This is a genomic window from Rhodococcus sp. JS3073, assembly GCF_026810085.1.
Lineage (GTDB): Bacteria > Actinomycetota > Actinomycetes > Mycobacteriales > Mycobacteriaceae > Rhodococcus_F > Rhodococcus_F wratislaviensis.
The window spans coordinates 103,285-128,112 of sequence record NZ_CP113952.1 but is presented as its reverse complement, the minus strand read 5'-3'; the positions used below and the strand labels follow the sequence as shown (position 1 = coordinate 128,112).

At 65.4% G+C, this 24,828-nt stretch carries 22 protein-coding genes and 2 pseudogenes; 5 read left to right on the top strand and 19 right to left on the bottom strand.

The annotated features are described in order from the left end of the window. Positions 1–16: 16 nt before the first annotated feature. From OYT95_RS38625 to OYT95_RS38610, 4 genes and pseudogenes are all read right to left on the bottom strand, one after another. On the bottom strand, positions 17–322 hold the full coding sequence (locus OYT95_RS38625) for a hypothetical protein (protein ID WP_009480802.1): 306 nt from the start codon (positions 320–322) through the stop codon (positions 17–19). Continuing rightward, positions 319–2,232 (bottom strand): tyrosine-type recombinase/integrase, encoded by a 1,914-nt coding sequence (locus tag OYT95_RS38620; RefSeq protein WP_268789436.1) that lies wholly within the window; start codon positions 2,230–2,232, stop codon positions 319–321. The genes OYT95_RS38625 and OYT95_RS38620 overlap by 4 nt, the downstream gene beginning before the upstream one ends. Further along, positions 2,198–3,280, bottom strand: a complete 1,083-nt coding sequence (locus OYT95_RS38615) for a tyrosine-type recombinase/integrase (RefSeq protein ID WP_268789437.1) — start codon at positions 3,278–3,280, stop codon at positions 2,198–2,200. Before OYT95_RS38615 ends, OYT95_RS38620 begins: the two co-directional genes overlap by 35 nt. A 97-nt stretch (positions 3,281–3,377) precedes the next feature. Beyond that, positions 3,378–4,347, bottom strand: a pseudogene (locus OYT95_RS38610) (IS3 family transposase); the annotation flags it as partial. A 586-nt stretch (positions 4,348–4,933) separates the two neighbouring features. On the opposite strand from OYT95_RS38610, the gene OYT95_RS38605 reads away from it, so the two are divergent. The 3 genes from OYT95_RS38605 to OYT95_RS38595 all read left to right on the top strand — a co-directional run bounded on the left by OYT95_RS38605 (position 4,934) and on the right by OYT95_RS38595 (position 6,755). After that, positions 4,934–5,638 (top strand): SOS response-associated peptidase, encoded by a 705-nt coding sequence (locus OYT95_RS38605; RefSeq protein ID WP_268792870.1) that lies wholly within the window; start codon positions 4,934–4,936, stop codon positions 5,636–5,638. A gap of 64 nt (positions 5,639–5,702) precedes the next feature. Continuing rightward, positions 5,703–5,924: a hypothetical protein gene (locus tag OYT95_RS38600; RefSeq protein WP_268792869.1), complete on the top strand. Its 222-nt coding sequence runs from the start codon at positions 5,703–5,705 to the stop codon at positions 5,922–5,924. A 198-nt stretch (positions 5,925–6,122) separates the two neighbouring features. Beyond that, entirely contained in the window at positions 6,123–6,755 is a 633-nt protein-coding gene (locus OYT95_RS38595; protein WP_268792868.1) for a CopG family transcriptional regulator, read from the top strand. A gap of 556 nt (positions 6,756–7,311) precedes the next feature. Here the strand turns inward: OYT95_RS38595 and OYT95_RS38590 are convergent. From OYT95_RS38590 to OYT95_RS38530, 13 genes and pseudogenes are all read right to left on the bottom strand, one after another. Continuing rightward, the gene (locus tag OYT95_RS38590; protein WP_268792867.1) at positions 7,312–7,440 is read right to left on the bottom strand and encodes a hypothetical protein; all 129 of its coding nucleotides are present in this window, start codon (positions 7,438–7,440) and stop codon (positions 7,312–7,314) included. Between the two features lie 117 nt (positions 7,441–7,557). Further along, a pseudogene (locus tag OYT95_RS38585) lies at positions 7,558–7,776 on the bottom strand (XdhC family protein); the annotation flags it as partial. Next, positions 7,772–9,664 (bottom strand): propionyl-CoA synthetase, encoded by a 1,893-nt coding sequence (locus tag OYT95_RS38580; protein ID WP_268792866.1) that lies wholly within the window; start codon positions 9,662–9,664, stop codon positions 7,772–7,774. The gene OYT95_RS38580 and the pseudogene OYT95_RS38585, both read right to left, overlap by 5 nt. Beyond that, the gene (locus OYT95_RS38575) at positions 9,661–9,879 is read right to left on the bottom strand and encodes a hypothetical protein (RefSeq protein ID WP_268792865.1); all 219 of its coding nucleotides are present in this window, start codon (positions 9,877–9,879) and stop codon (positions 9,661–9,663) included. Before OYT95_RS38575 ends, OYT95_RS38580 begins: the two co-directional genes overlap by 4 nt. 341 nt (positions 9,880–10,220) lie before the next feature. Then, positions 10,221–11,696, bottom strand: a complete 1,476-nt coding sequence (locus OYT95_RS38570; protein ID WP_268792864.1) for a flavin-containing monooxygenase — start codon at positions 11,694–11,696, stop codon at positions 10,221–10,223. 239 nt (positions 11,697–11,935) lie between these two features. Continuing rightward, positions 11,936–12,667 carry an SDR family NAD(P)-dependent oxidoreductase gene (locus tag OYT95_RS38565; protein WP_268792863.1) on the bottom strand — a complete coding sequence of 244 codons (732 nt, stop codon included), beginning with the start codon at positions 12,665–12,667 and terminating at the stop codon, positions 11,936–11,938. Beyond that, positions 12,664–13,602 carry an alpha/beta hydrolase gene (locus OYT95_RS38560; protein ID WP_268792862.1) on the bottom strand — a complete coding sequence of 313 codons (939 nt, stop codon included), beginning with the start codon at positions 13,600–13,602 and terminating at the stop codon, positions 12,664–12,666. Before OYT95_RS38560 ends, OYT95_RS38565 begins: the two co-directional genes overlap by 4 nt. Positions 13,603–13,626: 24 nt before the next feature. Beyond that, complete coding sequence (locus OYT95_RS38555) at positions 13,627–15,009, bottom strand: glutamine synthetase family protein (protein ID WP_268792861.1); 1,383 nt, start codon at positions 15,007–15,009, stop codon at positions 13,627–13,629. After that, positions 15,006–16,307, bottom strand: a complete 1,302-nt coding sequence (locus tag OYT95_RS38550) for a glutamine synthetase family protein (protein WP_268792860.1) — start codon at positions 16,305–16,307, stop codon at positions 15,006–15,008. Before OYT95_RS38550 ends, OYT95_RS38555 begins: the two co-directional genes overlap by 4 nt. Then, positions 16,300–17,361: a hypothetical protein gene (locus OYT95_RS38545; protein WP_268792859.1), complete on the bottom strand. Its 1,062-nt coding sequence runs from the start codon at positions 17,359–17,361 to the stop codon at positions 16,300–16,302. Before OYT95_RS38545 ends, OYT95_RS38550 begins: the two co-directional genes overlap by 8 nt. After that, on the bottom strand, positions 17,358–18,146 hold the full coding sequence (locus tag OYT95_RS38540) for an SDR family NAD(P)-dependent oxidoreductase (protein ID WP_268792858.1): 789 nt from the start codon (positions 18,144–18,146) through the stop codon (positions 17,358–17,360). Before OYT95_RS38540 ends, OYT95_RS38545 begins: the two co-directional genes overlap by 4 nt. Further along, positions 18,143–19,432, bottom strand: a complete 1,290-nt coding sequence (locus OYT95_RS38535) for a DUF1116 domain-containing protein (RefSeq protein ID WP_268792857.1) — start codon at positions 19,430–19,432, stop codon at positions 18,143–18,145. The genes OYT95_RS38540 and OYT95_RS38535 overlap by 4 nt, the downstream gene beginning before the upstream one ends. Beyond that, positions 19,426–20,157, bottom strand: coding sequence for an SDR family NAD(P)-dependent oxidoreductase (locus OYT95_RS38530; RefSeq protein WP_268792856.1), 732 nt, complete (start codon positions 20,155–20,157; stop codon positions 19,426–19,428). The genes OYT95_RS38535 and OYT95_RS38530 overlap by 7 nt, the downstream gene beginning before the upstream one ends. A gap of 200 nt (positions 20,158–20,357) precedes the next feature. Between OYT95_RS38530 and OYT95_RS38525 the strand changes: the two genes are divergently transcribed. After that, a complete protein-coding gene (locus OYT95_RS38525) occupies positions 20,358–21,101 on the top strand; it encodes a FadR/GntR family transcriptional regulator (RefSeq protein ID WP_268792855.1) in 744 nt (247 codons plus the stop codon). Here the strand turns inward: OYT95_RS38525 and fabG are convergent. Continuing rightward, positions 21,091–21,870, bottom strand: coding sequence for a 3-oxoacyl-ACP reductase FabG (gene fabG / locus OYT95_RS38520; protein ID WP_268793270.1), 780 nt, complete (start codon positions 21,868–21,870; stop codon positions 21,091–21,093). The genes OYT95_RS38525 and fabG overlap by 11 nt on opposite strands. An 81-nt stretch (positions 21,871–21,951) precedes the next feature. Then, complete coding sequence (locus tag OYT95_RS38515) at positions 21,952–23,511, bottom strand: APC family permease (protein WP_268792854.1); 1,560 nt, start codon at positions 23,509–23,511, stop codon at positions 21,952–21,954. A 357-nt stretch (positions 23,512–23,868) separates the two neighbouring features. Here OYT95_RS38515 and glsA point away from each other — a divergent pair, with 357 nt between their 5' ends. Then, entirely contained in the window at positions 23,869–24,816 is a 948-nt protein-coding gene (gene glsA / locus OYT95_RS38510; RefSeq protein ID WP_268792853.1) for a glutaminase A, read from the top strand. Positions 24,817–24,828 lie beyond the last annotated feature (12 nt).

Genomic DNA, 24,828 nt, shown 5'->3' with positions numbered 1-24,828 from the left:
TCGAGGTCAGAATGGTTCATCGTCGGGGCGGTGGATTGCGGCGAAGGCGGCGCAGTTGTTCTTCGTGTTTGGTGACGGTGGCGGCGAGCGCCTCGACCACGGTGCGAAGGTGCGCGACCTCGGTGGCGAGACCGGTCAGGGTGCGGGCGTCGGTTTGTCGGGTGCGGTGTTCATCGACGACGGCGCGCAGTTGCTTGTCCCGGTAGAGCGTCGCCCGGCCGATCTGGGCCTGTTCGGCGACGGCGGTGAAGGTGATCGGCTGTCCCGTGGTGGCGAGTTCGGCGCAGATCCGTTCAACCCTGACCAGGGCGTTCTCGCTCATGCGGTGTCCGATTGCGCGATGAGCGCGTCGAGTCGGGACACGAGGGTGTGATGCCGCTTCGCCTCGTCGATCCATCCGCGCTTTTCCGCATCTTCGGCGAGATCGTGAGCATCCACGCGTTGTGCAGCGAGTACTCCGAGGTGGGTGGAGTCGGTGTGGAAGCTCGGGCAGTGCTCGCAGATGTTTGCGTAAGGGCAAGAGCCTTGCGCGGGTGCCCGCAGGCAGTAGCCGCCGGCCAGGCGCGATTTGATCGCCGGTGCGTCCTTCCACCCGCCGTCGGTGATGTCGGTGATCGGGAGCTGGGTTCGGCCGGTGGGCATCGGCCCGATGTGGCTTTTCGCCAGGTTCAAGGCGCGTTCGTATTCGGTGCGCACGGTGCTGTCGAAGAGATGCGCGTAACGCAGACTCATTTGGCTCGAGACGTGTCCGAGAAGTGCCATCAGCGCTTGCAGTGATACCCCGGCGTTAATGAGCGCGGTGGCGTAGGTGTGCCGGAGTTGGTGCGGCGTGACGTGCCCAAGGCCTGCCGTCTCGGCTGCTCGGTCCAGTTCTGCTCGCACCGCGTTCTGCGAGAGCCGCTTTCCGTGGTGCGTGAACAGGAAATCCGCGGGCGCCCCGGTGCGGGGATGGCGCATGGGTCGGCCGGGTGAGCGGGTGGCGGTGATGCGATCGACGAGGGTGAGGACCTCCTCGTCGAGCGGAACCATCCGTTCGGAGTCGAGTTTGCCGAGGGGGACCTTCAGCCAGGATCCCTGGCCGGGTATTTCGTGGATGCAGTCGAGTTCGAGGTCGAGGAGTTCACCGATCCGCAGCCCGCATGCCCGCTGCACCAACAGTGCATCGGCTGCCAGTCTGTAGGGCGAGTCCGACAGTGCTGCAGCAAGTTTGCGGTCAGCATCAACGGGTAGGTATCGAGGGAGGAAACGTTGCGGACGGGGCAGATCGGTGCGGAAGATCAGCCGCCGCGCGGGTACGTCGTCCCAGCCCCATTCGGTGATCTCGGCGAGAAAATTGCCGACCGCATGCACGCGCCGGATCCGGTCCGCGACGGTGATCGGCTCACCGGTGACGGTGTTGACGGTGGTGGTCAGTGAGGTGATGAACGGTTCGATGTGTCGGCGCCGGTCCAGCGCGGACAGCGAGGCGATGTCGGGGTCGATGGCGGCGAGGTACCTGCCAAAGTGCGCCAAGCGGGTGGCGAGACTGCTGACCGTCTTGGCCACGCAGGTGGCGCGTTTGCGGTGCAGGTAGGCCACGAACGCCGGACGCAGCGCCGCGGGGACGTCGGCCATCCGCTCGTCGAGGGTGAGCGGCGTGACTGCCGGTCGGGCTTCACTGTCGAGGATCCCGAGGTGAAAGAGAATCTGCCGCGCGCTGTGGGTGGTGCTCCGGTAGTGCCTCGCACCTCGGCCGGTGCGCATCTGGCGAATATCGCACGCGTCCAGCAGGTCCTGCACATCGCTCTCGCGTAGATCGGCCAGGGGACGTTCGGTTTGAATCAGCAGCCTCGCGATGATTTGCGACCCGATGGCCGATGCGACGCGCTGGGTGAATCCCAATTCCAATGCTGCGGAGATGAACTGATTCAGGTCCGGTGCGAGGCAACTGTCGGTCAGTTCGTGCCAGAGGCTCGCGAGTTTGCGGGAGACGAGGTAGTCGTAGCCCGGTTGCAGCCTTCGGCTGACCATCAGGAAGGTGATGAACGGACGGGTCGAGCAGTTCGCAGCCAACCGTGTGTCGAGGGGCAGGTCGGCCCACCGCTGGACCTGCGGCCAGCGCCGCAGGAACGAGCGAGCGGCTTGGGTGTAGGCGGTGTTGCCGCGACGGCGCCGCTCGAGGTGGACCAGGTAGGCGGCGTAGATATCCGCCGGACTCTCAGGTGCGGGCGCGTAGTCGTGTGCGGGCTGCATCGTATTCCGCCTTGACATGTGTTGGTGCCAAATGGATGTAGCGGGCTGTGCTGTCGACGTGCGCGTGCCCGAGCAGTGCTTGCATCACTGCCAGATCCACACCGGCTTCGGCCATCGCGGTGCCGAAGGTATGACGGAGTGCGTGCGGGTGCCCGGCGGGCACTCCGGCTTTGAGCCGGTGATACCGGAAGATGGTGCGCAGCCCGGCCGCCGTCAACGGCTTACCTCTGTTCGGGCCTTTGGCGACGAGGAACAAGCGAGTGCTCGACGATTCGGGCCGCTCGGTGAGCAGATACGTTTGGATCAGCCCTGCGACCTCCACATCGAGTGGCACCCGGCGTTCCTTCGCGCCTTTGCCCACTACTCGTATCCAGCGGGCGCCGATGTCAACGTCGGTAACTTCGAGGGTCAACAGTTCTCCGGATCTCAACCCGGACAGCAACATCAGACCGGCGAGGGATCGGTCCCGCCACGTCCGCAGGCTGGAGAGCAGGTCGGCTGTTTCCCGGCGATCCAGGGACCGTGGTAGTCGCCGCGGCTCCCGCAGGCGTAGAACCGATCGGCGTTTCGGTCGCACCAGGTGTCCGAGTAGACCGCTGCGCTCCTCGGCGCTGACTCTGCGGGCTTCCCGTCCGCTGGGCATCGGGTTGCGCAGGTCGGGTTCGCGCAGCGTGCGGAAGGTGAACAGCCCGGTCAGGGCGGCGAGCCGGTGATTGATGGTGGTCGCCGAATAATGGTCGAGGCGCTTGCCGGTCATCGACAGCACGTTCGCGGGGCGTCCCACGATCGAGGTCTCGCGGCAATGCCGCATGAAGTCCAATACCGTGTTGGTGGTGACCGATTCGAGGTCGTAGTTCCGGGATTCGAGCCAGCGGCAGAATGCGAGCAGATCGTAGCCGTAGGCGCGCAGGGTACGTGGTGAATAGTTTCGGTCGGCGAGGTAGCCGAGGTATTGGTTGACCAGCGGGTAGTTGTCGGCATTGGGCCCGGACAACATCCAGGCGACGTCGGTGCCGGCCTCCAGACGCAGCGTGTGCTGATTCGTCATGAGACAGGTGTAACGCCACCGTCGATGGGGGTCAAGTATTTCCGTGGACGGCGTGTCGATTCATGGGTAACGATCCGGTGGATTAGCCGGTTAACAGGCATGCCCCAACCTTCCCCATTGATCCTTGTAAACCATTGCAGGTCAGCAATTCTACGAAGATTCCGGAACGGAACTGGCTGCCGCGATCGGAATGTACGACGGTGCCGTCCGGGTGGCGGAGCGCAATGGCATTTCGCAGCGCCGAACATGCCAGGTCCGCGGTCATCCGGTCGGCGATCGAATAGCCGACGATCCGGGTGGAGAAGCAGTCCTTGATCGCGCAGAGGTAGAGCTTGCCCTCGTCGGTCCAGTGCTCGGTGGGGGCACCTCCCTGCACGGAGTGCTTGGGGGAATGTCGGTCAACCACAACCGGTCGGGCTGCTGGGCGGTGAACTTCCGCCTGACGAGGTCGTCATGGACCGGGGGCCCGGATCGACGATGAAGTCCTCGCTTCTTGGCGAACACCGAGAAGATCCGCTGCTGCGAACACAGCCGGTGGACGCGGTTCTCGCCGGCGACGATGCCGTGGGTGGGTAGTTCGTCGGCGATGAACCGGTATCCGAACTCCGGGTCGCCGGCGTGGATATCGAGTGCGGCGTTGATCAGATGGGCATCGTCCCAATCCCGCTGTGAGACGGGATCGGTGTTCCACTTGTAGAACGCTTGCCGGGAGAATCCCAGCACCCGGCAGGTCACCGCGACGGCGATACCGTCGGCGGCAAGTTCACGGACCAGCGGGAACATCATTTTGGGTTGACATCGCGCGATAGGTAGGCCACCGCCCGGCGCATCACCTCCGCTTCCTGTTCGAGCAGCCGGATACGTTTGCGGGCCTCGCGGAGCTCGTCGGATTCGTCCCGTGTGGGGCCGGGTCGGGTGCCGTCCTCGATGTCGGCCTTGCGCAGCCAGTTCTTCAGGCAAGTCTCGGAGATCCCGAAGTCCTTCGCGATCTGTTCCAGCGGGGCTTCGCGTTTGCGGGCCACGGCGACGACGTCGCGGCGGAACTCCTCGGGATACGGCTTCGGCATGTCGATCATCCTTCCACTGTGAGGGCAGATCCCTCACAGGTCAGGTGTCAACCAGAGCCGGGGCAGTCCCAAGTGGTCGCTCGCAGCGACTTTTCTGGTGTGGTACCCGGGGTATGTCCCGCCACCGTCAGCCTCTTCAACGACCGGGTGCCGGGTGATATTCCGGCCCGTGTGGGCGCCGGGTCGGAACGGCGGCCACATCCCGGGGTTGGCGGGAGTAGGTCATGATCCGAACAATGCTGGGATGCCCCAATACCACCATCCGAATTCGCCTCCATACATCAACATCCACTCCGAGATCTTCATGACTAGCCTCCCGTCGGCTCAAGGCGAAGGTCCTTGAGTTCGATCATCGTTGCGTCGGCAGGAATGTAGAGGTACCCCGTCGCACCGGAAACAGGACACCCCAGAACGGCCACAGCCAGGGCATATGGAAGGGGGAGAAGCACCCCGGGTCGCAGACCATGGCACGTTCCTTCGGCAGGTTGGCCCCGACCCACCATCGAGGCTAATGCGTCCGTCGCCGCGCTCGCGTCGGTCATGGCGTGTTAGATCGGGGCAGAAGATGCGACCAGGGAGGGTGAACGTGTGCGGCCGCTACGCCAGTACCACCACGGACAAGGAACTGCGCTCGATCTTCCACGTCGACGAGGTCGTCGGTGACGAGCTGCGCCCGTCCTACAACATCGCCCCGACCCAGCAGATCCGGGCGGTCCTCGAACGGGCGCCCCGGGAGGAGCCGGACGCGGCCCCGGTGAAGCAAATCAGGACGCTGACCTGGAGCTTGGTGCCGTCGTGGTCGAAGGAAGCCAAGCTCGGCCGCCTGATCAACGCACGCTCGGAGTCCGTGACCGAGCGCCCCTCGTTTCGGGCCGCGGCCTCGAAACGGCGGTGCCTGTTGCCAGCCGACGGCTACTTCGAATGGGAGAAACGCGACGGCAAGAAGATCCCGCACTTCCTGCACGGCGACGGGGTGCTCGCGATGGCCGGACTCTACGAGCTGTGGCGCGATCGTGAGCTGCCGGAGGACGACCCGAATGCCTGGTTGTGGACGGCGACGATCCTGACTCGGCCGGCCACCGATGCGCTCGGACGCATCCATGACCGCTGTCCGGTGGTGTTGCCGGAGACGTTCCAGGAGCATTGGCTCGACCCGACCCTCACCGACAAGGATGACGTCCAAGCCCTGTTGGCGTCGGTGCCCGATCCGGTCCTGCAGACCTACGAGGTCAGTACCGCGGTGAATTCCCCGCGCAACAATGGCCCCCACCTGCTCGAGCCTGTGGCGTGACACCGCAACTGGAGCCGTTGCCCCGAGTTGCAACCTAACAATGTGACATTGTAATGTTTGGAACATGATGGAGGACGCGCAGAGCAGCATCGACAACCACGCCGAGCCCACAGACACCGTGGTGCCGCAGCACACCGAGAACGGCTTCGGCACCTACGAATGGGACCTCGAGCACGGTGTCGTGTTCCGCATGGACCTCGACCAGTTCGGCACCATCGGCGACGTCCCAGTCAGCCAGTACACACCGCCGCCCCCGACCCCGTACACACCGCTCAACCTCTCCTGAAGCATTCACACTCCCGCGACCCAGCACCCACCCCTTGGGTTCTATCGGTCGTCGCAACACCCGACATTTCAGGGTGGCGATGGAATTCGAAATACGGAAGCAACGGGGCTCGCCGTGGCGCAGTGACCGATTGTGGTGGCGGTGGGTGCCGTGGGGTGCGAATCGAGGTCCCCGGACGTACCGGAACGATGGCCGGTGATGAGCGAGACGAACATGGGCCGCGTACCGGTGGGTGATCCGATCCCGCTGCGGTTCGATCCGACCACCAAACAACGCCTCGAGGAGTTGGCCGCCGGCATCGGCCCGCGCCGCTTCGGGGCACTGGTGCGGGTCGCCGCACGCCGACTGCTGTCCGACCCCGACCGGGTGCCCGAAGCACTGGACCAGGCCCGCCGGGCCTCCGCCGACGCCCGCCGCATCCCCTGGGCCGAACGACCTCTCGACCTCGACCCCGCCACCAGCACTCGCCTCAACCAACTCGCCCACCAGTTCCACACCGACCGCAGCGCGATCGTCCGCGTCGCACTGCACCGCTTCCTCACCGCGGCAGGACGGTTCCGCCACCCGGTGCTCCGCGAAGACGCCCGCACCGATCTGACCTGCCGCACCCGCGTGTACCTCACCCGCTCCACGCTGGTCCGGCTCGACCGACTCATCGGCCGCAACGGCGACGCCGTCACCGCCGCGGCCATTCGAGTCGCGGTACGCCGACTCCTCGACGACCCGGGAGACCTCGCCGCCGACCTGGCCACGATCGGCGCCGCCCGCGACCTGACCCCGGAAACCCTCGGCCCGCGCACGACCAGTTCCCGGGTCTCCGCGCATAACTGACAATCGGGTCTCCGAGTCCGGGCATGACCGGTAGCCGACTGAATCGCCTTGTCGAGTGATCAAGAACGATCACGCATCGGAACCTCACCGGCATGCCACGACGGGCGATAGTGCACAGGACTTCTGATCCCCGGTTTCGGAAGACCCTTGCACTCACCGGGAGTACCACAGGAATCCGTGCAGCCGATTTCTGAAACTGACAGGTTCGTCGTGGAGCGCCGTTCTCGCGTGTGCCGGTATGTCCTTTGGCCAAAACGGACCCTGGTGGCCGCAGAACGGCGCTCAGCCCATTTCGCCTCCTCGGTCGGCGTCGGTAACAGCTGACGACGCGAATGACGGTGTCCTTCAGCTACTATGCGGCCTGGGTTCGAGTGCGTCGAGTATTCGGCGCGGCGACGTCCTACCGACGGAATAGATGAGATCACGGTGCAGCTCGAAGAATCCACCTCCATCCGGACTCTTCTCGCGCAACAGCCGCCGGATCGTGAACTGGCCTGCGCCTGGGCGGCGGAGTGGGTGACCGAACTCGAAGGGCGGGATCGCCCTCGGGCATCGCTCACGACTGCTCGCTGCCTGCCAGTTCGCCGCCGGCGGCGTCGGCGAGGCCAAGGCGACACTCCTGCCGGTGGCCGTGCGATGCGCCGAATTCGGAATGATCCGGTATCTGGTCGATGGCGGACAACACGTCCGGTCCGTTCTTGCTGCGCTGCGGGACGATCAGATCAACGGTCGATGGCCGTCGGATCGGCAGCCCATTTCGGCCGAATTCTTGAAGGCCGCAGTCACCGGTGGATGAGATCGTTCAACCGGCACGCCGGAACCAGAGGCGTTCTCGGTCAGCATGCACCGACCCGTGGATCGGTCCCTTTAGCCCGCCGAGCCGCTGACCGGTGCCGCTCCGGCGGAGGGAGATGATCTCCGCGAGGATCGAAATCGCGGTCTCCTCGGGAGTTGCCGCACCCAGATCGAGACCGATAGGTGAGGACAGACCGGCTCGCAGTCGGGTGATGCATTGGTCATGACCGGCGTAGGACTGGTGCTAACACGTCGAGCACGGAGGCGTCTTCGATGGTCGACGGGGCGGTGTAGTCGATTCCATCCGCGATCTGCCGCATAGTCTTTCGCAGGATTTTTCCAGATCGTGTCTTGGGCAGTGCAGGGACGACGGTGACGTCGCGGAAGGACGCTACTGCGCCGATCTGGTCGCGGACCATCGCGACCAAGTCGTCGCGTAGCATGTCGTCCTCGATGTCGGCGCCCGCCTTGAGCACGATGTATCCGCTGGGACGTTGGCCTTTGAGTTCGTCGTGAATGCCGATGACTGCGCACTCGGCGACGGCGGGGTGCGAGGCGATCACGGCCTCGATGCCTCCCGTCGACAGGCGGTGCCCGGCTACGTTGATGACGTCGTCGGTGCGTCCGAGGACGGACAGGTAGCCGTCCTCGTCGACGTATCCGGAGTCGCCGGTGAGGTAGTAGCCGGGGAATGTGGACAGATATGACTTCGCGAATCGTTCTTCGTCGCGCCACAACCCTGCGAGGGTTCCGGGCGGCAGGGGAAGCTTGATGACGATGTTGCCCTCGGTGCCGGTGGAAACTCGGTTGCCACCCGCATCGACGATGTCGACCTGGAAGCCGGGGACCGGCACGGACGGTGAGCCCGCTTTGATCGGCATTGGTTCGAGGCCGCGCAGATTCGCGCAGACGGCCCATCCGGTTTCGGTCTGCCACCAGTGATCTACTACCGGGCGTGCGAGCGTCGTGGTCGCCCATTCGTAGGTGTCGGGGTCGAGGCGCTCGCCGGCGACGAACAGGGTCTTCAGTGATGCGATGTCGTATTCGGCGAGCGTTGCGGCGTCGGGATCGACCTTGCGGATGGCGCGCAGGGCTGTTGGTGCGGTGAACAGGGCGTCGACCTTGTATTGGTCGATGATCCGCCAGAATGCTCCTGCATCGGGTGTGCCGACCGGTTTGCCCTCGTAGAGGACCGTGGTGGCCCCGACGATGAGCGGTGCGTAGACGATGTAGGAGCTTCCGACAACCCATCCGACGTCCGAGGCGGCCCACATTACTTGGCCTGGCCCGATGTCGTAGATGTTTTTCATCGACCATGCCAGTGCGACGGCGTGGCCGCCGTTGTCGCGGACGACACCCTTCGGTTTGCCCGTGGTTCCGGAGGTGTACAGGATGTACAGCGGGTCGGTCGCCGACATCGGCACTGGGGCGAGGGCCTGGGCTTTCGCGACCAACTGATCCCAGTCGAGCCAGCCGTCGTGATCGGCGGCACTGCCCGCCACTTGCTCGCGGTTTTTCACAATCACCGTCGATGGTGACGACGAGGACAGCTCGAGGGCCCTGTGGACGATGGGCAGGTACTCGATCGTTCGCCCAGGTTCGAGGCCGCCGGATGCGGTCAGCACGGCAACCGGTTCGGCATCGTTGATACGTGCGGCGAGTTCCTTGGCCGCAAACCCTCCGAAGACAACCGAGTGCACGGCGCCGACTCGCGCGCAGGCGAGCATCGCGATCACGGCCTCGGGGATCATGGGCATGTAGATGATCACGCGGTCGCCTGCAGTAACACCACGCCCGGCCAGCACTCCGGCGAACCGCGAGACGAGGTCCAACAGTTCGCTGTAGCTGAAGCTCTGCTGGGTGCCGGTCATTGCGGAGTCGTAGATCAGCGCCGTGCGCTCACCGGCACCTGCTGCGACGTGACGGTCGAGAGCGTTGTACGACGTATTGAGCCGGCCGTCGGGAAACCACCGATAGTGCGGGGACGCGGAGCCGTCCAGTGCGCGGGTGGGCTGGGTCGTCCAGTCGATCGCGGACGCGGCGTCGAGCCAGAACCCGTCGGGGTTTGTAGCGCTGGCGTCGAAGGCTTCGCGATAGCTGCCGGCGGCGTTCATGCGAGCTCCTTCATGACCGCGGTGAACTCGGTCATGAACCAGTCCACGTCATTCAACGAGAACGCTAGGGGCGGGCGCTCGGCCTGCTTCGCCCAGAATGCGAGACGGTCCTCGTCGGCGGCAGCCTGGAGATCGGGGCCGGCGTTGGCCGTTGCGGTGAACTCGGGGCTCGGCGCGAACGCCGCTAGTTCGGAGGTATCTGCTGCGCTCGTCATGGTGGCTATCTCTTTCTCGACTGACGTCGGCCGTCATGGGTGTGGCTGGCATCCAGCCTGTTTCACGGGTCTAGAGTCTTCTGTCGCAACGGTGTACCGGTGATCTTCGTTCGACACGGCATTTGGTGCGGTGGAGTGGTGCTCTCGCGGGGAACGCGGTGTACCCTGCCGCGACACGGTGGTGTCGCGGCGGGCGGTTCTCCCACGGCGTTGTGGCGCCGATGCGAGAGGGAAGCTCCGAGTAGCTTCCCCTCCCACGGTCCAGCCGGTGTCCAACGGCTGGAGTAGGTTGCCGGCACCTGATCGGGGCGGGCGCGGGTGCCGGCAAGTGGACAGGGTCGTCAGTCGGTCTTGACGGCCAGCCGCCGGAGCAGCTTTGTCAGGGTGATGTAGGCCGATCCGCTGAACGGCCACTGGGAGACGATCTTGCCGCTCCCGGACTGGAAGTAGTTGCGGGTTGTCGCCCACACGGTCTTACCCAACGCGTTCTGCACCCAATCGTTGTAGATCAGGAACGCCGAGCGCCGCACCGAGATTCTGGTGCGGCCCTTCTTGGCGGCACGGGAGATCAGCCCGGCGGCGAAGCTTGCCTGAGCCTCGTAGAAGGAGACGAGCGGACTGGCGTTGGTGTTCGGTCCGTACATCATGAAGAAGTTCGGGAACCCGGGCACCATCATCCCGAGGAAGGCCTCGGGCTCGCCTTCCCACTGACTGTGCAGGTCGGCACCGTTCTCGCCGCGGACCCGGTAGTTGCCGAGGTAGTTCGAGGCGTCGAAGCCTGTTGCGAGGATGATGACATCGAGATTGTGCTCGTCGCCGTTGGCGTCGACGGCGCCGGTGCGCGTCAGACCCTTGACGCCGTGGGGGACCAGCGTGACCTTTGGGCTCTTGAGCGCCCCGTAGTAGGTGTCACTGACCACGGTGCGCCGGGCCTCGTAGGCGAATTTCGGGGTGACCAGCTCCATCAGGTCGGGGCGGTCGCCGAGCTCGCGCTGCATGAACGCCAGCGACTGTCCCCGCTTGATCTTGTTGGTCCGTCCGTCGGCGCGGGCGTGGCTGGCCCGGTACTGCCGCTTGTCGTAGTCGGCGTACAGCTTGAACCGGCGCCAGGCGTAGACCGGTGCGAAGCGGTTGAGCTTGCGCTCCTGTTCGGTGAAGTCCCGGCTCTCCTTGGGCATCAGCCAGTTGGGCTCGAGCTGGAAGATCTTGACCTCGGAGCCGGCCTTTTCGGCCTCGGTGACCACCTGGACCGCCGACGAGCCGGTGCCGACCACGCCGATCGCCTTGTCGGTCAGATCGAGGCCGTCGATCCACCGCGAGGTATGGCAGAGAGCACCCTCGTAGTCGGTCGCTTCGCGAGCGAACGGCGGATAAAGGGGAATGTTGAGGAAGCCGACGGCGCTGACGACGGACATGAACCGGCCGTGGTCGGTACCGGATTCGGTGGATACGACGTAGTCGTGGTTCTCGTCCGACCAGGTCACGCTCTCGACCTTCTCGTTGAAGAGGATGTGTCGGTGCAGGTCCCACTTGCGGGCGACGTGCTCGAGGTAGCCCTGCAGTTCCTGCCAGCCGGCGTGGGTGCGGCTCCAGTCGTAGCGCTCGTAGGAGAACGAGTAGATGTGCGACTCGAGGTCGACCTCGGCGCCGGGGTACCGGTTGTGCCACCAGGTGCCACCAAGTCCCGGCGACTGCTCGAAGATGATGAAGTCCTCGATCCCCTTCTTCTTCAGCGCGATCGCGGCTGCGATGCCGCTGAATCCGGAACCGATGATGGCAACTCGTGCTGTGGTCCGCCCGCGTGCGCTGGGTGCCATGGCGTTCTCCTGTCTGAAAGCTTGGTACTGGGGCCGGAGGCTGGGGCCTTGTGGACCAACCCCAAACCTCTATTGGTTCAGTATTTAGGCCTTTAGGGTGAATGTCAATCCCCGGAGGGAAATTCGCTGATGCAGGTGGGGTCTTTCTGGGGCGGCCGGGATGGACCGGCTCTCCCCGGGGTGGTGCGCGTGTGAGCGTGGCCGGGATCGGATCTCCGAGTCCCGACCACGCAGCGCCGCTACTTGACCTGCGCGGTCCAACCGCCGTCGACCACCAGGTCGACTGCCGTGATGAAGGACGCCTCGTCGGAGAGCAGGAAGGCGACAGCGGCCGCGATGTCCTCGGGGAGGCCCAGCCGGCGCAACGGTGTCCGGTTCTCCATGTCGGTGCGGCGCTCGGGCGCCCGCTCGTAGAGGTAGTCGATCATCGGGGTGAGGATCGCTCCGGGGCACACGGTGTTGGCCCGAATTCCCTCGGGGCCCAGCTGCAACGCCAGGGCATGGGTCAAGGAGACCACGGCGGCCTTGCTCACCTGGTAGGCGTCGAGGGGAGAATCCATCCCGCGTACCCCGGCAACGCTTGCCACGTTGACGATGCTGCGGCCCCGACCACGTCGCAAATGGGGGATCGCGGCCCGGGTGACCTTCCGCAGCCCGTGCAGGTTGATGCCGAGGGTGGTGTCCCAGATGGATTCGTCGATGTCGAACGTCGATCCGTCGCGATCGAAGAACGCGACTCCGGCCGCATTGACCAGGTAGTCCAGGCCGTCGTCGGAGAAGGACGTGAACAGGTCGTCGAAGCCCTCGGTGCCCAAGAGATCGAAAGCCACGTATTCGACGCCGCTGGGCAGATTGTCGACGCGGTCTTTGACGTCGGTGGCCACGACCCGGACACCGTCCTTGGCCAGACGATGTACCGTGGCCAGCCCGATCCCGCCGGCCGCACCGGTGACGAGCGCGGTGCGGGTCATCGCACGAGCTCCTGATCGAAGGCGCGAGCCAGCCGGGAACCGGCGAACTCCATGGCGGCGGTGGCCGCGGGGAACACCTCGTCGAGGCCGAAGAAGCCGTGCACCATGCCGGGTGTCTGATGCACCTCGACCGCGACGCCCGCGGCCTGTGCTGCTTCGACGTAAAGCTCGCCCTGCGGGCGGATCGGATCGCATTCGGCGAGGATCACTGTGGTGTCGGGCAGCCCGCTCAGATCGGCAGACAACACGTCCACCCGTGGGTCCTGTGCGAAGTCGGAGGAGGGCAGGTAGTTGTCCTGGTGCCACTGCATCTCGTCGCGCTCGAGCATGATTCCCTGGTACTCGTCGTCGAATCCGCGGTCGAGATCGCAGGTGGTGACGGGGTAGACGAGCAGCTGGTGGCGTAGGCGCGCCTTTCCGGTGTCGCGCACATGCAGCGTCACGGCGGCGGCGAGGTTGCCGCCGGCGCTGTCGCCGGCGATGGCGACGCGGGATGTGTCGACCGGCAGTTGGGCGTCAGCGCTTATCGCCAATTCGAGGGCGTCGATCGCATCGTAGACGGCGGTGGGGAAGCGGTAGTCGGGACCGCGGCGGTAGTCGACCGACAGCACGGCGCTGCCGGAGGTGGTCGCCAGTAACCGGGTGGTGACGTCGTGGGAGTCGATGCTTCCGAGCAGCCAGCCGCCGCCGTGGAAGTACACGGTGAGCGGCAGGTCGGTCGCCTCGCTGGGCAGGTAGAGCCGGCCGCGGATCCTCTCGCCGTCGCGGGTCGGGATCTCGACGTCGACGGTGCGATGGATCGCGGGCTTGGTCAGGGCCCCGAAGGTGTCTTCGAAGTTCTGCCGTGCGGTCTCCACTGGCAGCAGGTGGGCGTTCGGTCGCCCGGAAGCACGGGAGTCGTCGACCATCTTCTGGGCGATGGGATCCAATGGCATGGCGGTCCTTTCGTGGAAAAGGTGTTAGACACGTTCGTAGTAGCGGCGAGTTTCCCAGTCGGTCACCGTGTGGGAATCGAAGGAGGTCAGCTCCGCCTGGGCGGAGGCGAGGAGATGCTCGTAGACCTCGTCGCCGAAGGCGGCACGCGCCATCTTGTTCTTGGCGAACAGATCGATCGCGCGGTGCATCGACGTCGGTACGAGTGCGACCTCGCCTCCTTCCCAGGCGTTTCCGCTGAAGATTCCGGGAGTCGGCAGTTGGCGCTCGATGCCGTCGAGTCCGGCGGCGATGGTGCCCGAGTAGGCGTAGTACGGATTGACATCGGCCCCGGGGATCCGGTTCTCGACCCGGTAGGAGGGTCCGTGCCCGACCAGACGGAAGGCGCAAGAACGGTTGTCCTCGCCGAGTGCGATGGCCGATCCGGCGAACTGGTCCGGCTGAAACCGCTTGTATGAGTTGATTGTCGGAGCGAACAGGAGACTGATGTCGACGGCGTTGTGAAGTTGGCCGGCCACGAACGAGCCGAACTGCGCCGACATTCCACCGTCGGCGGTCTCCGACCAGCACAGGGGCTTTCCTGATTCGGTCGACCACATGCTCACGTGCAGATGGCAGGAGGATCCGACGTCGTCGATCTTCGGCTTGGCCATGAACGTCACCGTCAAATCAGCTTGGTGCGCGAGCTGCTTGATCCCGTACTTGAACAGGACGTGGCGGTCGGCCATCTCGAGGGTGTCGCAATAGTCGAGGGTGATCTCCTGCTGGCCGAGACCCCACTCTGGCTTGGATGATTCGACCGAGATCCCGAACTGCGGCATCTGGTTTCGGATCTGGCGGATGAACCAGTCGTCCCGCCCGGACTGGATCATCTGATAGTCGGATCGGTAGTTCGAGAGCATCTTCAGGTCCTGATAGCCGGCCCGCCAGGCGTCGTTGGGTGCGACGGCGGCGAGGAAGAACTCGAGTTCCGAGGCGAACTTGAACTCCAGTCCTTCTCGGTGGGCACGCTCGATCTGCCTCTTCAGGATGGTGCGGGGCGCCACACTGAGCATCGTGTCCGAGCTGCACTCGTAGGCGTCGCAGATCACCAGCGCGGTGTTCGGTTCCCAGGGCACCCGCCGCAGGGTGGTCAGGTCTGGAACCAGTCGGATGTCGGCCCACCCGTTGGCGGAGTTCGACACCGGGAGGTTGAGCGGAGTCATCTCGAGGTCGACGGCGAAGATGAAACTGCTGGCGTTGATTCCGTCACCGTTCAATCCCAACGAGCGGAAGGCCTGGATGGTCAGTCGTTTACCGACGAGTCGCCCGTACGGGTCTGGGGTCGCGCAGACGACTGTGTCGATCTCCCCGGTGGAGGCGAGTGCCTCGAACTGATCGAGGTCGAGGGTTTGAATGTGTGTGTTCACTGGTGCTCCAGGTGTCGGGACAGTTCCCAGTCGGTGATCGAGTTGTGCATCCACTGTTCGAATCGTTCGAGTTCGGCTCGTCGGGTCGCCGCGTACGACTGGGTGAAGGTCTTGCCGAGCAGGTCGGCGGCCAGTGTCGACGGCTCGAACAGTGATATGGCCTGCGCGAGATTGCTCGGCAGGTCGACCGCGCCCGCATCATCAGAGCCCGAGCGGGGAAGTTCGAGGGATCGCTGGAGTCCGTCGAGACCGCCGGCGAGCAGTGCGTCGGCGACGACGTAGGGGTTCGCATCCGCGCCGGGACGGCGGTGTTCGACACGCGCTGACGTGATGCCGTCGAGAAGCACGCGGCAGGCGACGCTGCGGTCGTCGTATCCCCAGGCTGCCTTTTCCGCGACGAACATTCCGGGCGTGATGCGTTTGTAGGAGTTGACGAACGGATTGAACATCAGCGCCAGGTCGGGCATCGAGCTGACCAGCCCGGCGAGATAGTGGCCGCCTTCCGGGGAGAGCTTGCCGGGTTCGGAGGCGAAGACGTTCCGGCCGCCGCGGCCGAGGCTCGAATGGACGTGGCCGCCGGCGCCGGACTTGTCGGCGAACGGTTTGGCCATGAAGCTCGCGCGAAGGCCATGCTCGGCGCACAGATCACGCAGGTACTGGCGTGCGCGCGCGGCGTTGTCCGCCGCCCGCAGCGCGGGCTGCGGGGTGAGAGTGAATTCGAAGAAGCCGGGGCCGAGTTCGGAATGGAATGCCTCGATCTCGATGTCGACCTCGTTCATCCTGTCGATGAACTGCTGTGCAAAGCGGTCGATCTCGGCCGCACGGGTGAGGCTGTAGGCGTTCTCGGTCGCTCCGAAGGGCTGGAACCGGGTCAGATCGCCCCGCTCGCAGTCCGTGTTCTCCCGGAAGATCCACACCTCGTACTCGTAGCCGAGCATGGGCTCGAGGTCGAGTGCGCGGTACCGTTCGATCAGCGACTTGAGTACCGCCCGAGGCGACGCTTCGAAGGGACGCCCGTCGGCGGTGACATGGTCTCCGATCACCGCTTGCGTTCCCAGGCGCCACGGCAGATCGATCCGGGTGCTCTCGTCGGGGACGAGTGTCATGTCGGGGTAGCCGTTTTCGGCGTTGCTGAACGGTGTGTCGGTCACCTCGTCGGTCAACGAGAGACCGTAGATGATGGTGCAGAAGGAGAGGCTCGCAGGACTGGTCGTCTTGTCCGACTTGACGAGTTTGCCGCGCAGACCGAGGTCGTAGTCGGGGACCTCGAGCTGTGTCATCGAAACGTGATTAGCCATGGTTGTGGTCCTTCGGGCGGAGTTCGGGATCGCGTCCGACGCGGCGGTAGACGTCATCGGGGACGAGTGAGGGGTGTTTGTAGACCCACCAGGTGCAGGTGGCGTCGGCACGGCTGTCCGGCCAGGTCGGTGGGTCGATCACTCTGGTCGGGTAGCCCAGGCGGTCGATGGGGATGACCTCGTTGAGCAGACAGCAGTGCACGCAGTAGGAGCAGATTCCGCGCTTGTTCCACGCCCAGTCATGAGGTTCGGTGGTGACGGCAAAGCCGAACGGGGCATCGGCACGGGGCTGGTCGGCGGTGATGGTGGGATCGAGCGAACGACCACCGGACCCGCATGGAGCGAATCGGAAACCGATGCGATCGGGCTCGTCGATCAACTCGATGTCACCCTGTCGGGAGACCCCGGTCAGGTGGGCATGGAATCCATCGACGATGGCGACCATCAGTTGGTGCGCCGATTCGCCCCAACTCTGGTTCGTCAGCGAGTAGCGGCGGGCGTGGATGTCGTACCAGTCGCTCATGAGGAAATTCCACAGGTCGCCGAGTGACGACTCACCGATCAGGCGGACCGCGATGTCGATCGTCCCGGAGATACGGTCGACCGCCCGGTCGTGGATACCCAACCAGACCAGTCGGGCATTCTCGATGCTTTCCGGCGCTGCGGGGTCGTTGCGGCGGCACTGTTCGCTCGCCACGTCGACGGCCTGGACGAACTGTCCCCACTCCGCATCGATGCCGGCCATCGCCGTCTCACCGATCAGATCGGTGAGACGGCGAACCGCCGCGTCGAGGTCGTCCGCCGAAGCGCCGTGCGCGGTGATCCACTCGATCGCCCGGTTCGGCCATTGTTCGTAGATTTCTCGTAGTTCCTCGGCCTCGAGGACGGTGACCTCGACCAGAGCGGCCGCATCGTCGCGCAGCCCTCGGCGGAACCGATCGACGGCGGTGCGGAAGGTCCCTTGGGCCAGTTCTTCCCAAGTGCCGAAGCGTGCGTTTCTCCCGAGTGACGCCTCGTACGCCACCACGGGTGAGACTGGCTTCAGGGTGCTCATGTGAGGGTGAACCCTCCATCGATGCGGAGATCGGACCCGGTGATGAACCGAGCCTGATCGCTGAGCAGGAAGACGACGGCATCGGCGATCTCCTCCGGCCTGGCGAAACGACCGAGCGGAACGCGCGGAGCCAGTGACGGCGGGAGAGCGTCGATGTCCTCGTGCGCGGCCGCCAGCGCCATCGGCGTGGCAACGAAGCCCGGCGAGACGCTGTTGACGCGGACCCCGTCGGCGGCGAAGGCCCGGGCCGCGGACTGGGTCAGCATGGCCAGCCCGGCCTTGGACGCGGCGTACTGCGGGGTCGGATCCGGGTTACTCAACGCCACCACCCGGGCGCCTTCGATCGAGGTCACATTGACCACCCCACCGGCCTCGGACTTGCGCAGCAGGTCCCCGGCGGCATCGACGACGTTGTAAGCGCCTACGAGGTTCACCTCGAGGCACCGCAGCCACGACTGGCGGGAGATGTTCGAGAATCCGGTGTCGTCGAGAACCCCCGCGCAGTTGACGACGTAGCTCAACCCGTCCGGGCCGGTGTTCTCGGTGATCACCGCCCGCAACGCGGTGACGTCGGTGACGTCGGCCGCGCAGCGGACCTGCAGGGCGGTGGAAACCCCGGGAAAGGGCTCGGGCTCACGCAGGTCCAGGCAGATCGTGCGGATTCCGGCGGCCATGAGCGCGGCGGCGGTGGCGCGGCCGATACCCGAGGCAGCTCCGGTCACCAACGCCACCCGGCCGGTGAACGTCAGCGGTAACGACCGCCGATCCTGCGCATTCGCGGTCATGATTGACCATACCTTCTGCTGTGCTCGTCCAGCGCTGCCACGAAGCACTCGCGGGGTGCGCGGATCACACCGGCACCGATCTGACCCCCGTCCCGACCGGCCAGACCGACATCCATGACCGGAAGGACGGAGGTGTCGAGGACCTTGCGGGCATCGACGCCGGTGGGGGTGCCGCGGAAACCGAACAGTGCAATGCGGTAGGTGCTGTTCTCGCCGTGGGTGATCTCGTACATCTCCTGGTTGCGTTCGATCATCACCTCGGGGGAGCCGCCCTGATAATCCTGCAAGGACAGTGCGCAGGCCTGCGCGAAGCCGCCGAGTCCGACGGTCTCGGTGATCGGGCTCTCGCCGCCCATCCAGGTGATCTCGTCCTCGGTGTGCCCGGCGAAGAGCTTGCCCTGGTGGATCGGGGGCGGTCCTTCGAACCAGGTGTCGCCGAGGCCGGCGAGTTTGATCGCGAAGCCGCGGCAGCTGAACGCCATGGCGGAGACGAGGGTGGAGCCGGGGACGACCATCGCGTCGGCGGAGGCCTTCGCCGCGGCCATCGACAACCGGAGGAAGAAGTAGTCGTTCTCGGCGAGGTGGAGCATGGTCTCGCGGACCCCCGGCACGGAATCCTCGATCATGTCCAGCACCGACGGCAGGATTTCCCGGTTGAACAGGATCGAGGCGGCGGCGTTGCGGCTGTGCACCTCGTCGCCCATCCGCAGCGCCCGGGCGATCATCGGCTTGAGCGCGATGCCGCCGCGGCGGCGGATCGCCTCACCGACGACGGGCGCGAGAACCGTGTTGACGTGCTCGAGCCGTTCGTGGACGCCCTCGTCGTAGCAGCCGTAGTTCAGCCGCCGCGGTTCCTTGCCCTCGTAGAAGTTGCAGAACCCGACGTTGCCGTGGGTCCGGTTCTCGACGACGAACACCGGCATCGACGCGGTGTAGATCCCGGCGAGCGAGCCGACCGCGTTGTAGTCGTGACAGGCGCCGATCTCGATGCTGCCGTCGGCGAACTTCGCGATCGCCTCGTCGCGGTCGGCGGCGAGACCCTCGAACAGGGCGCCACCGATCAGCGCTTCGCGCTGCCCACCGGTGTAGGCCTCCCACGGCATCGGAGCGCCGGAGGTGAGCACCAGGTTGTCGCGGTAGGCGGGGAGCACCTCGCGCGCGGGCCGGACGTCGACCACCCACGGGTCAGCGTCGTCGAGGCGGCGGAACGCCTCGTCGTTGGCGGCCTCGACCGAGCCGCCCCAGATCTCGGCGGGAGCGGTCGCGAGATCGTTCGCGGTCACCATGCGGTGACACCGCCGTCGACGAGCAGGGTCTGCGCGGTGATGAAGGAGGCGCGCGGGGACAGGAGGAACTCCACAACCTCGGCGACTTCCTCCGGCTCACCGATCCGCTTGAGCATCGCGTAGCCGGCGCTGACCTCTTCACCGCCGGAGACCCGCGCCATCGACGGGCTCATCGGGGCCCGGATGACGCCGGGGGCGACGTTGTTGACCCGGATGCCGCGCGGGGCGAGTTCCTCGGCCAGGTAGCGGGTGTACGCGGCGATACCGGCCTTGGTGGCGCCGTACACCGAGGCGCCGCGGAACCGGCCGAAGTGCCCGGTGAGGCTGCCGACGTTGACGATGGCCGAGCCCTCGGTCAGCAAGGGTGCCGCGACGTCGATGACCCGGGCCATGCCGGCGATGTTCACCTGGAACATCAACTCCAGCTTGGCCTCGTCGAGCTCGCCGAGGAACGAGTCCCGCAGGATGCCAGCGCAGTTGATCACACCCGCGAGCGTCTCGTCTCCGGAGGTCACCGAATCGACGGCGCTCTCAACACTTTCGCGACTGGTGACGTCCATCGCCACGGCGATGGTGCCCTGCAGTCCTTCCTGGCCCGGATCGAAGGCGTCGATCGCCTGCTTCACATCCGCTGCGACCGGGGTGTAGTTGCTCTGCAACAGCCGACGACAGATCGCCTGACCGATGACCCCCGCGCCGCCTGTGACGATTACCTTGTTGCCCACTTCAGGTTCCTTTCCAAACACGTGACCGTGGTCACCACGATGAGCCCAGTCTCACCAACAAAGGACGATTGGTCAAGTTTTTAGGTCTTTTATTTTTGCGACTGTCACAGGCTTCCGGTTGTGAACTTGGTCTAAAGGCTGGAGCAAAGAACAGCAGGGTGAGTTGTGCGATAGATTGGGGGGAGGGGAAGGAGCCTCGCATGACAACAGCCACGGCATCGCCGTCCGGATTCGGTCCGATCCGGCAGATTCCCGCGCATGAATTGGTCGTCGATCAGATGCGCCGGGCGCTCGAGTTGGGTCAGTTCCGGCCCGGCGACCGGCTTCCCACCGAGCGGGAGCTGTCGGAAATGCTCGACGTCTCGCGCACCGTGGTGCGGGCCGCGGTGGCAGTGCTCGAGCGGGAAGGCCTGATCGCCGTTCGCCGCGGGCGCGGCGGCGGATTCACCGTGCAGGCTCCCACCTACGACCCGGCCGAGACCCGCCGACTGATGCGCCAGAACAAGACGGCGGTCCGCGATGCGTTCGACTACCGGATCGTGGTGGAGACAGGGGCGACCCGTCTGGCAGCGCTGCGCCGTCGAGCCGCCGACCTCACGAAGCTGCGAACGTTGCTCGAAAGCATGGATAGCGCCCTCGACGCCGCGATGCAGGACCAGTCCGTGCACCGGGTCACCGAGTTCCAGACTCTCGACTCCGCGTTCCACATGGGGATCGCCCAGGCCTGCCGCAACGACTATCTGCTCGAGTCGGTGGCCGACGCACGACGCAAAATGTGGCTTCCGACGGGGGCGATCTTCGGCCGCCTCGAGCCCAACGCGAACGACTATCACGAGGCGATTCTGGAGGCCATCGAGAGCCGCGACCCGGAGGTCGCGGCCAAGCAGATGGAAGAGCACATCCTCGGCACCCGGCACACGCTCGAGTCTTGGCTCAAGCGCTGACTGCGGCGTCGGGCACCTCCGGAAGGGTCTGGCCCCCGTCGACGGTCAGTGTCTGACCGGTTACGAAGCCTGCGCCCTCACTGGCGAAATACAATGCGGCGTGCCCGATGTCGGTAGTGGCACCAAGTCGACGTTGCGGGATGCACGCTTCCATTCGGGCGATGGTGTCGGCGCCGAGACTGTCGAGTCCTTCGGTGCGGATGCTGCCGGGAAGGACTGCATTGACGGTGATCTTGCGGGAGGCGAGTTCCAGTGCCGCCGAGCGGACGAAGCCCAGCTGGGCGGCCTTGCTCGCCCCGTAGTGGCTCAATCCGGGAAATCCGGTGATCGGTCCGGTGATCGACGAGGTCACCACGATCCGTCCGCGGCCGGATCGGGTCAGCGCATCCAGGCACGCCTGGACGCTGAAGATCATGCCGTGCACGTTGGTCGCGAACACGTCATCGAGGTCTTCCGGGGTGATCTGCTCGAGCGTCTGCTCCGGATAGATTCCGGCGTTGGCGCACAACACGTCGAGGCCACCGAGCAACTCGTCCGCTTCGGCGGCCATTCGCGCACACGATCGGCGGTCGGCGACGTCGGCGACGATCGTCGCGACCGTCGCGCCCAGTTCGGACAGCCGTGCGCGTGCCTTCTCCAGCTTCGCGGGATTGCGGCCCGCGATCGCGACCTGGGCACCGGCGGCGGCGAACACCTCCGCGATGCCCAGCCCGATGCCCTGGCTGCCGCCGGTCACGAGCACTTTCATCGAGTTCGAAGTCTGCTTCATCATTTCCTCTTCGGGTCGCTGGGTACGGGTCATGACCGAGTGTGGCCCCCTCGCCGACGAGGAGGCCACATACGGGGTAGATCAGGCGGGCTCGGGTGCCGGCTCGGTCAGAACGGAGTGGTCGGGTTCGTCGTCGAAGACGGTGCTGCCGATGCGGGCGTAGAGGTGTGGTTTCGATGATCGCCAGTACAGGGCCACGCCCATCGAACCGAAGAGCAATCCGACGACGATCCATGGAATCGCCTTGAAGAACAGCGATCCGGATGCGGTACCGGCTGCTGCTTCCATGTTGGTGGTCATCAGGTAGATCACGAAGACCATTCCGAGGCCGCCGATGATCGGGCTGACCAGGGTGCGCCACCAGTTCGCCGTTTCCGGGTGTTGCTTCCAGACGTGGAAGTAGGTGATGACCGAGATCGAGCACATGACCTGGACGATCAGCAGGCACAGCGTCGCCAGGATCGCAACGAGTACGAACAGGGTGGAGTAGGGATCCGACTGCGTCAGCGAGCAGATCAGCAGGATGATCGCGGCGAAGATGCTCTGGGTGAGCGAGGCGATCCACGGTGACGAGTGCTGCGGGTGAGCCTCGCCGAGCCGGCGCCACAGGAGGCCGTCGCGCCCGAAGGCGAACAGGTATCGGGCGGCGGAATTGTGGATGGCCAGCGCGCAGGCGAACGAGCCGCCGAGGACGAGCCATTCGAAGGCCGGTACCCCCCAGGCTCCGACGTATTCACGGGTCGGTGCGTACAGCAGCTCGAAGGGGTTGGAGCTCGAGGCCAGCTCCACGGACTCCTTCGCTCCGTTGCCGGTGATGATGGCCCAGGAGATGAAGGCGTAGAAGACACCGATACCGATCACTGCGATGAGGGTCGCTCGCGGGACGATCTTCTTGGGGTCCTCGGATTCCTCACCGTAGATGGCCGTGGATTCGAAGCCGACCCAGGACCAGAATGCCATCAGAAGACCGAGCCCGACCACGCCGCCGGCGACACCGTTCGTGCTCAGGGCGTTGACAGGGTTGAGGGAACTCCACATGATGCCGTCCGGTCCGCCGCCGGCAGCCAGGGAGCGCACCGCGGTGAGGGTGAGCATTCCGATCTCGCAGACCAGGACCACGCCGAGGACCTTGGCGGCGACCGAGATGTCCTTGTGGGAGAGGATGGCGATCACGACGACACAGAGGAAGGCGTACACCTCCCAGGGTAGGCCGATCCCGAACTGCGATCCGATCGCCTGCTTCGCGAACGCCGAGAAGATCCCGATCAAACCGGCTTCCATGATCATGTACGTCACCATCGACATCACGCCGGCGGGCAACCCGGGAATCTTGGACCAGCCGCGGGAGACGAACGTGTAGAAGGCGCCGGCGGCGGTGATGTGCTTGGCAAGGGCGACGAAGCCAATGCTGAAGATGGTGAGCACGACGGTGGCGATGATGAAGCCTGCCGGAGCGCCGGTCCCGTTGCCGAAGCCGACGGCAACAGGCAGATTTCCGGTCATCGCGGTGATCGGCGCCGAGAACGCCACCACCATGAATACGACACCGACAAGACCGATCGCGCCGCGTTTGAGTCGGGCCGGAGGGTGGTCCTGACCGGGGGGAGTGGTGCCGTCCGAGGGGTGTGAATTGACGGTCATACGGGCCTACCTTTCGCAATGTATGCCGTGGAAGCCTAGAGCCGTTAAAGGACTAAAGACAAGACCAGTAGACCACAAAAAGTGGCGCGTGACACAGAATTTTCCGGGCCGAAACGTGTCCGACGCCTCCCTGGCGGCGTTCGTCGCGACGCGGCCTCTCTCCGACTTAAAGGTCTATTGACTAGTTCTAATTCCCTGATTAGGGTCGACCGTGTCGGCCCAACGCGTCCGCGACTTCCGCCGGATGTCAGCAGGCACGCTTACTGCACGCACGGTCCCATCGCCCGCGGAAGCGGGGAGGGTATCGAGCACGGTGCGCCAGATACTTGGCCGGCCTATGGTTCCGCCCAGTTGAAAATGAGGTGCGACATTTCGGCACAACTCGCGCGTCTCGAGACGCGCACCGACCAGCTCCAGGAGTACCTCGGCCTCGCCGCCGAGCACGGTCGCGCCGCCGCGGTGGCCGGGCACGTCTCGACCCAGGTACCGGCGCTCAGCTCGGTGCCGCCGACGAAGTTCGGCATGGCCGTGGCGACCGTGGACGGCTGCGTGCTCACCGCCGGGGACGGAACCGAACCGTTCTCGATCCAGAGCCTCTCCAAGCTCTTCGCCCTGTGCGCCCTGCTGCAACGCAACCCCGCGGTGTGGGACCACATCGGATGGGGGCCGACCGACTCCGGGTATGGCTCGGTGGCCGAGCTCGAACGCAACCTCGGCCGGCCCCGCAACCCCTTCGTCAATCCCGGGGCACTCGTCGTCACGGACCGCTTGATGGATCTCACCGGGGACGCGGTGGGTGCGACCATCGATCTCCTGGCTTCGACCTCCGGTACCGCCGCGATCAATTCCGACGCACGGGTGGCGCTGTCGGAGACTGTCGCCGACCATCGCAACGCGGCCATCGCGCACGTCCTCGCCGAACACGGCAAGCTCGTCAACGGCATCGACCGAGTACTCACGCAGTACTTCGCCCAGTGCGCCATCGCAGCGTCCGTGGAAACGGTCGCGAAGTCGGCCCTCTTCCTCGCCGACCGCTCCGCCGACACGGAGGTACTCGACAATGCGTCGGCACGCCGTGTCAACGCCGTTCTGCTGATGTCCGGCATGTACGGCGCGGCCGGTGACGTCGCATACCGGATCGGCCTGCCCGCCAAGAGCGGCATCGGCGGTGGCGTGCTCGCCATCATGCCGGGCCTGGGCACCGTCTGCGTGTGGAGCCCTCCGCTCGACACCGACGGTAACTCCGCCGGTGGAGTGGCGGCGATCGAGGAGTTCGCTCGGCTGGCCGGCTGGTCGGTCTTCTGAGCTGCACATCGG

What these genes read in the sequence shown, in the direction of transcription:
- OYT95_RS38625 (WP_009480802.1), bottom strand. Translation starts at nt 322, where the DNA reads ATGAGCGAGAACGCCCTGGTCAGGGTTGAACGGATCTGCGCCGAACTC.
- OYT95_RS38620 (WP_268789436.1), bottom strand. Translation starts at nt 2,232, where the DNA reads ATGCAGCCCGCACACGACTACGCGCCCGCACCTGAGAGTCCGGCGGAT.
- OYT95_RS38615 (WP_268789437.1), bottom strand. Translation starts at nt 3,280, where the DNA reads ATGACGAATCAGCACACGCTGCGTCTGGAGGCCGGCACCGACGTCGCC.
- OYT95_RS38600 (WP_268792869.1), top strand. Translation starts at nt 5,703, where the DNA reads ATGATGGAGGACGCGCAGAGCAGCATCGACAACCACGCCGAGCCCACA.
- OYT95_RS38595 (WP_268792868.1), top strand. Translation starts at nt 6,123, where the DNA reads ATGAGCGAGACGAACATGGGCCGCGTACCGGTGGGTGATCCGATCCCG.
- OYT95_RS38580 (WP_268792866.1), bottom strand. Translation starts at nt 9,664, where the DNA reads ATGAACGCCGCCGGCAGCTATCGCGAAGCCTTCGACGCCAGCGCTACA.
- OYT95_RS38575 (WP_268792865.1), bottom strand. Translation starts at nt 9,879, where the DNA reads ATGACGAGCGCAGCAGATACCTCCGAACTAGCGGCGTTCGCGCCGAGC.
- OYT95_RS38570 (WP_268792864.1), bottom strand. Translation starts at nt 11,696, where the DNA reads ATGGCACCCAGCGCACGCGGGCGGACCACAGCACGAGTTGCCATCATC.
- OYT95_RS38565 (WP_268792863.1), bottom strand. Translation starts at nt 12,667, where the DNA reads ATGACCCGCACCGCGCTCGTCACCGGTGCGGCCGGCGGGATCGGGCTG.
- OYT95_RS38560 (WP_268792862.1), bottom strand. Translation starts at nt 13,602, where the DNA reads ATGCCATTGGATCCCATCGCCCAGAAGATGGTCGACGACTCCCGTGCT.
- OYT95_RS38550 (WP_268792860.1), bottom strand. Translation starts at nt 16,307, where the DNA reads ATGGCTAATCACGTTTCGATGACACAGCTCGAGGTCCCCGACTACGAC.
- OYT95_RS38545 (WP_268792859.1), bottom strand. Translation starts at nt 17,361, where the DNA reads ATGAGCACCCTGAAGCCAGTCTCACCCGTGGTGGCGTACGAGGCGTCA.
- OYT95_RS38540 (WP_268792858.1), bottom strand. Translation starts at nt 18,146, where the DNA reads ATGACCGCGAATGCGCAGGATCGGCGGTCGTTACCGCTGACGTTCACC.
- OYT95_RS38535 (WP_268792857.1), bottom strand. Translation starts at nt 19,432, where the DNA reads ATGGTGACCGCGAACGATCTCGCGACCGCTCCCGCCGAGATCTGGGGC.
- OYT95_RS38525 (WP_268792855.1), top strand. Translation starts at nt 20,358, where the DNA reads ATGACAACAGCCACGGCATCGCCGTCCGGATTCGGTCCGATCCGGCAG.
- fabG (WP_268793270.1), bottom strand. Translation starts at nt 21,870, where the DNA reads ATGAAGCAGACTTCGAACTCGATGAAAGTGCTCGTGACCGGCGGCAGC.
- OYT95_RS38515 (WP_268792854.1), bottom strand. Translation starts at nt 23,511, where the DNA reads ATGACCGTCAATTCACACCCCTCGGACGGCACCACTCCCCCCGGTCAG.
- glsA (WP_268792853.1), top strand. Translation starts at nt 23,869, where the DNA reads ATGAGGTGCGACATTTCGGCACAACTCGCGCGTCTCGAGACGCGCACC.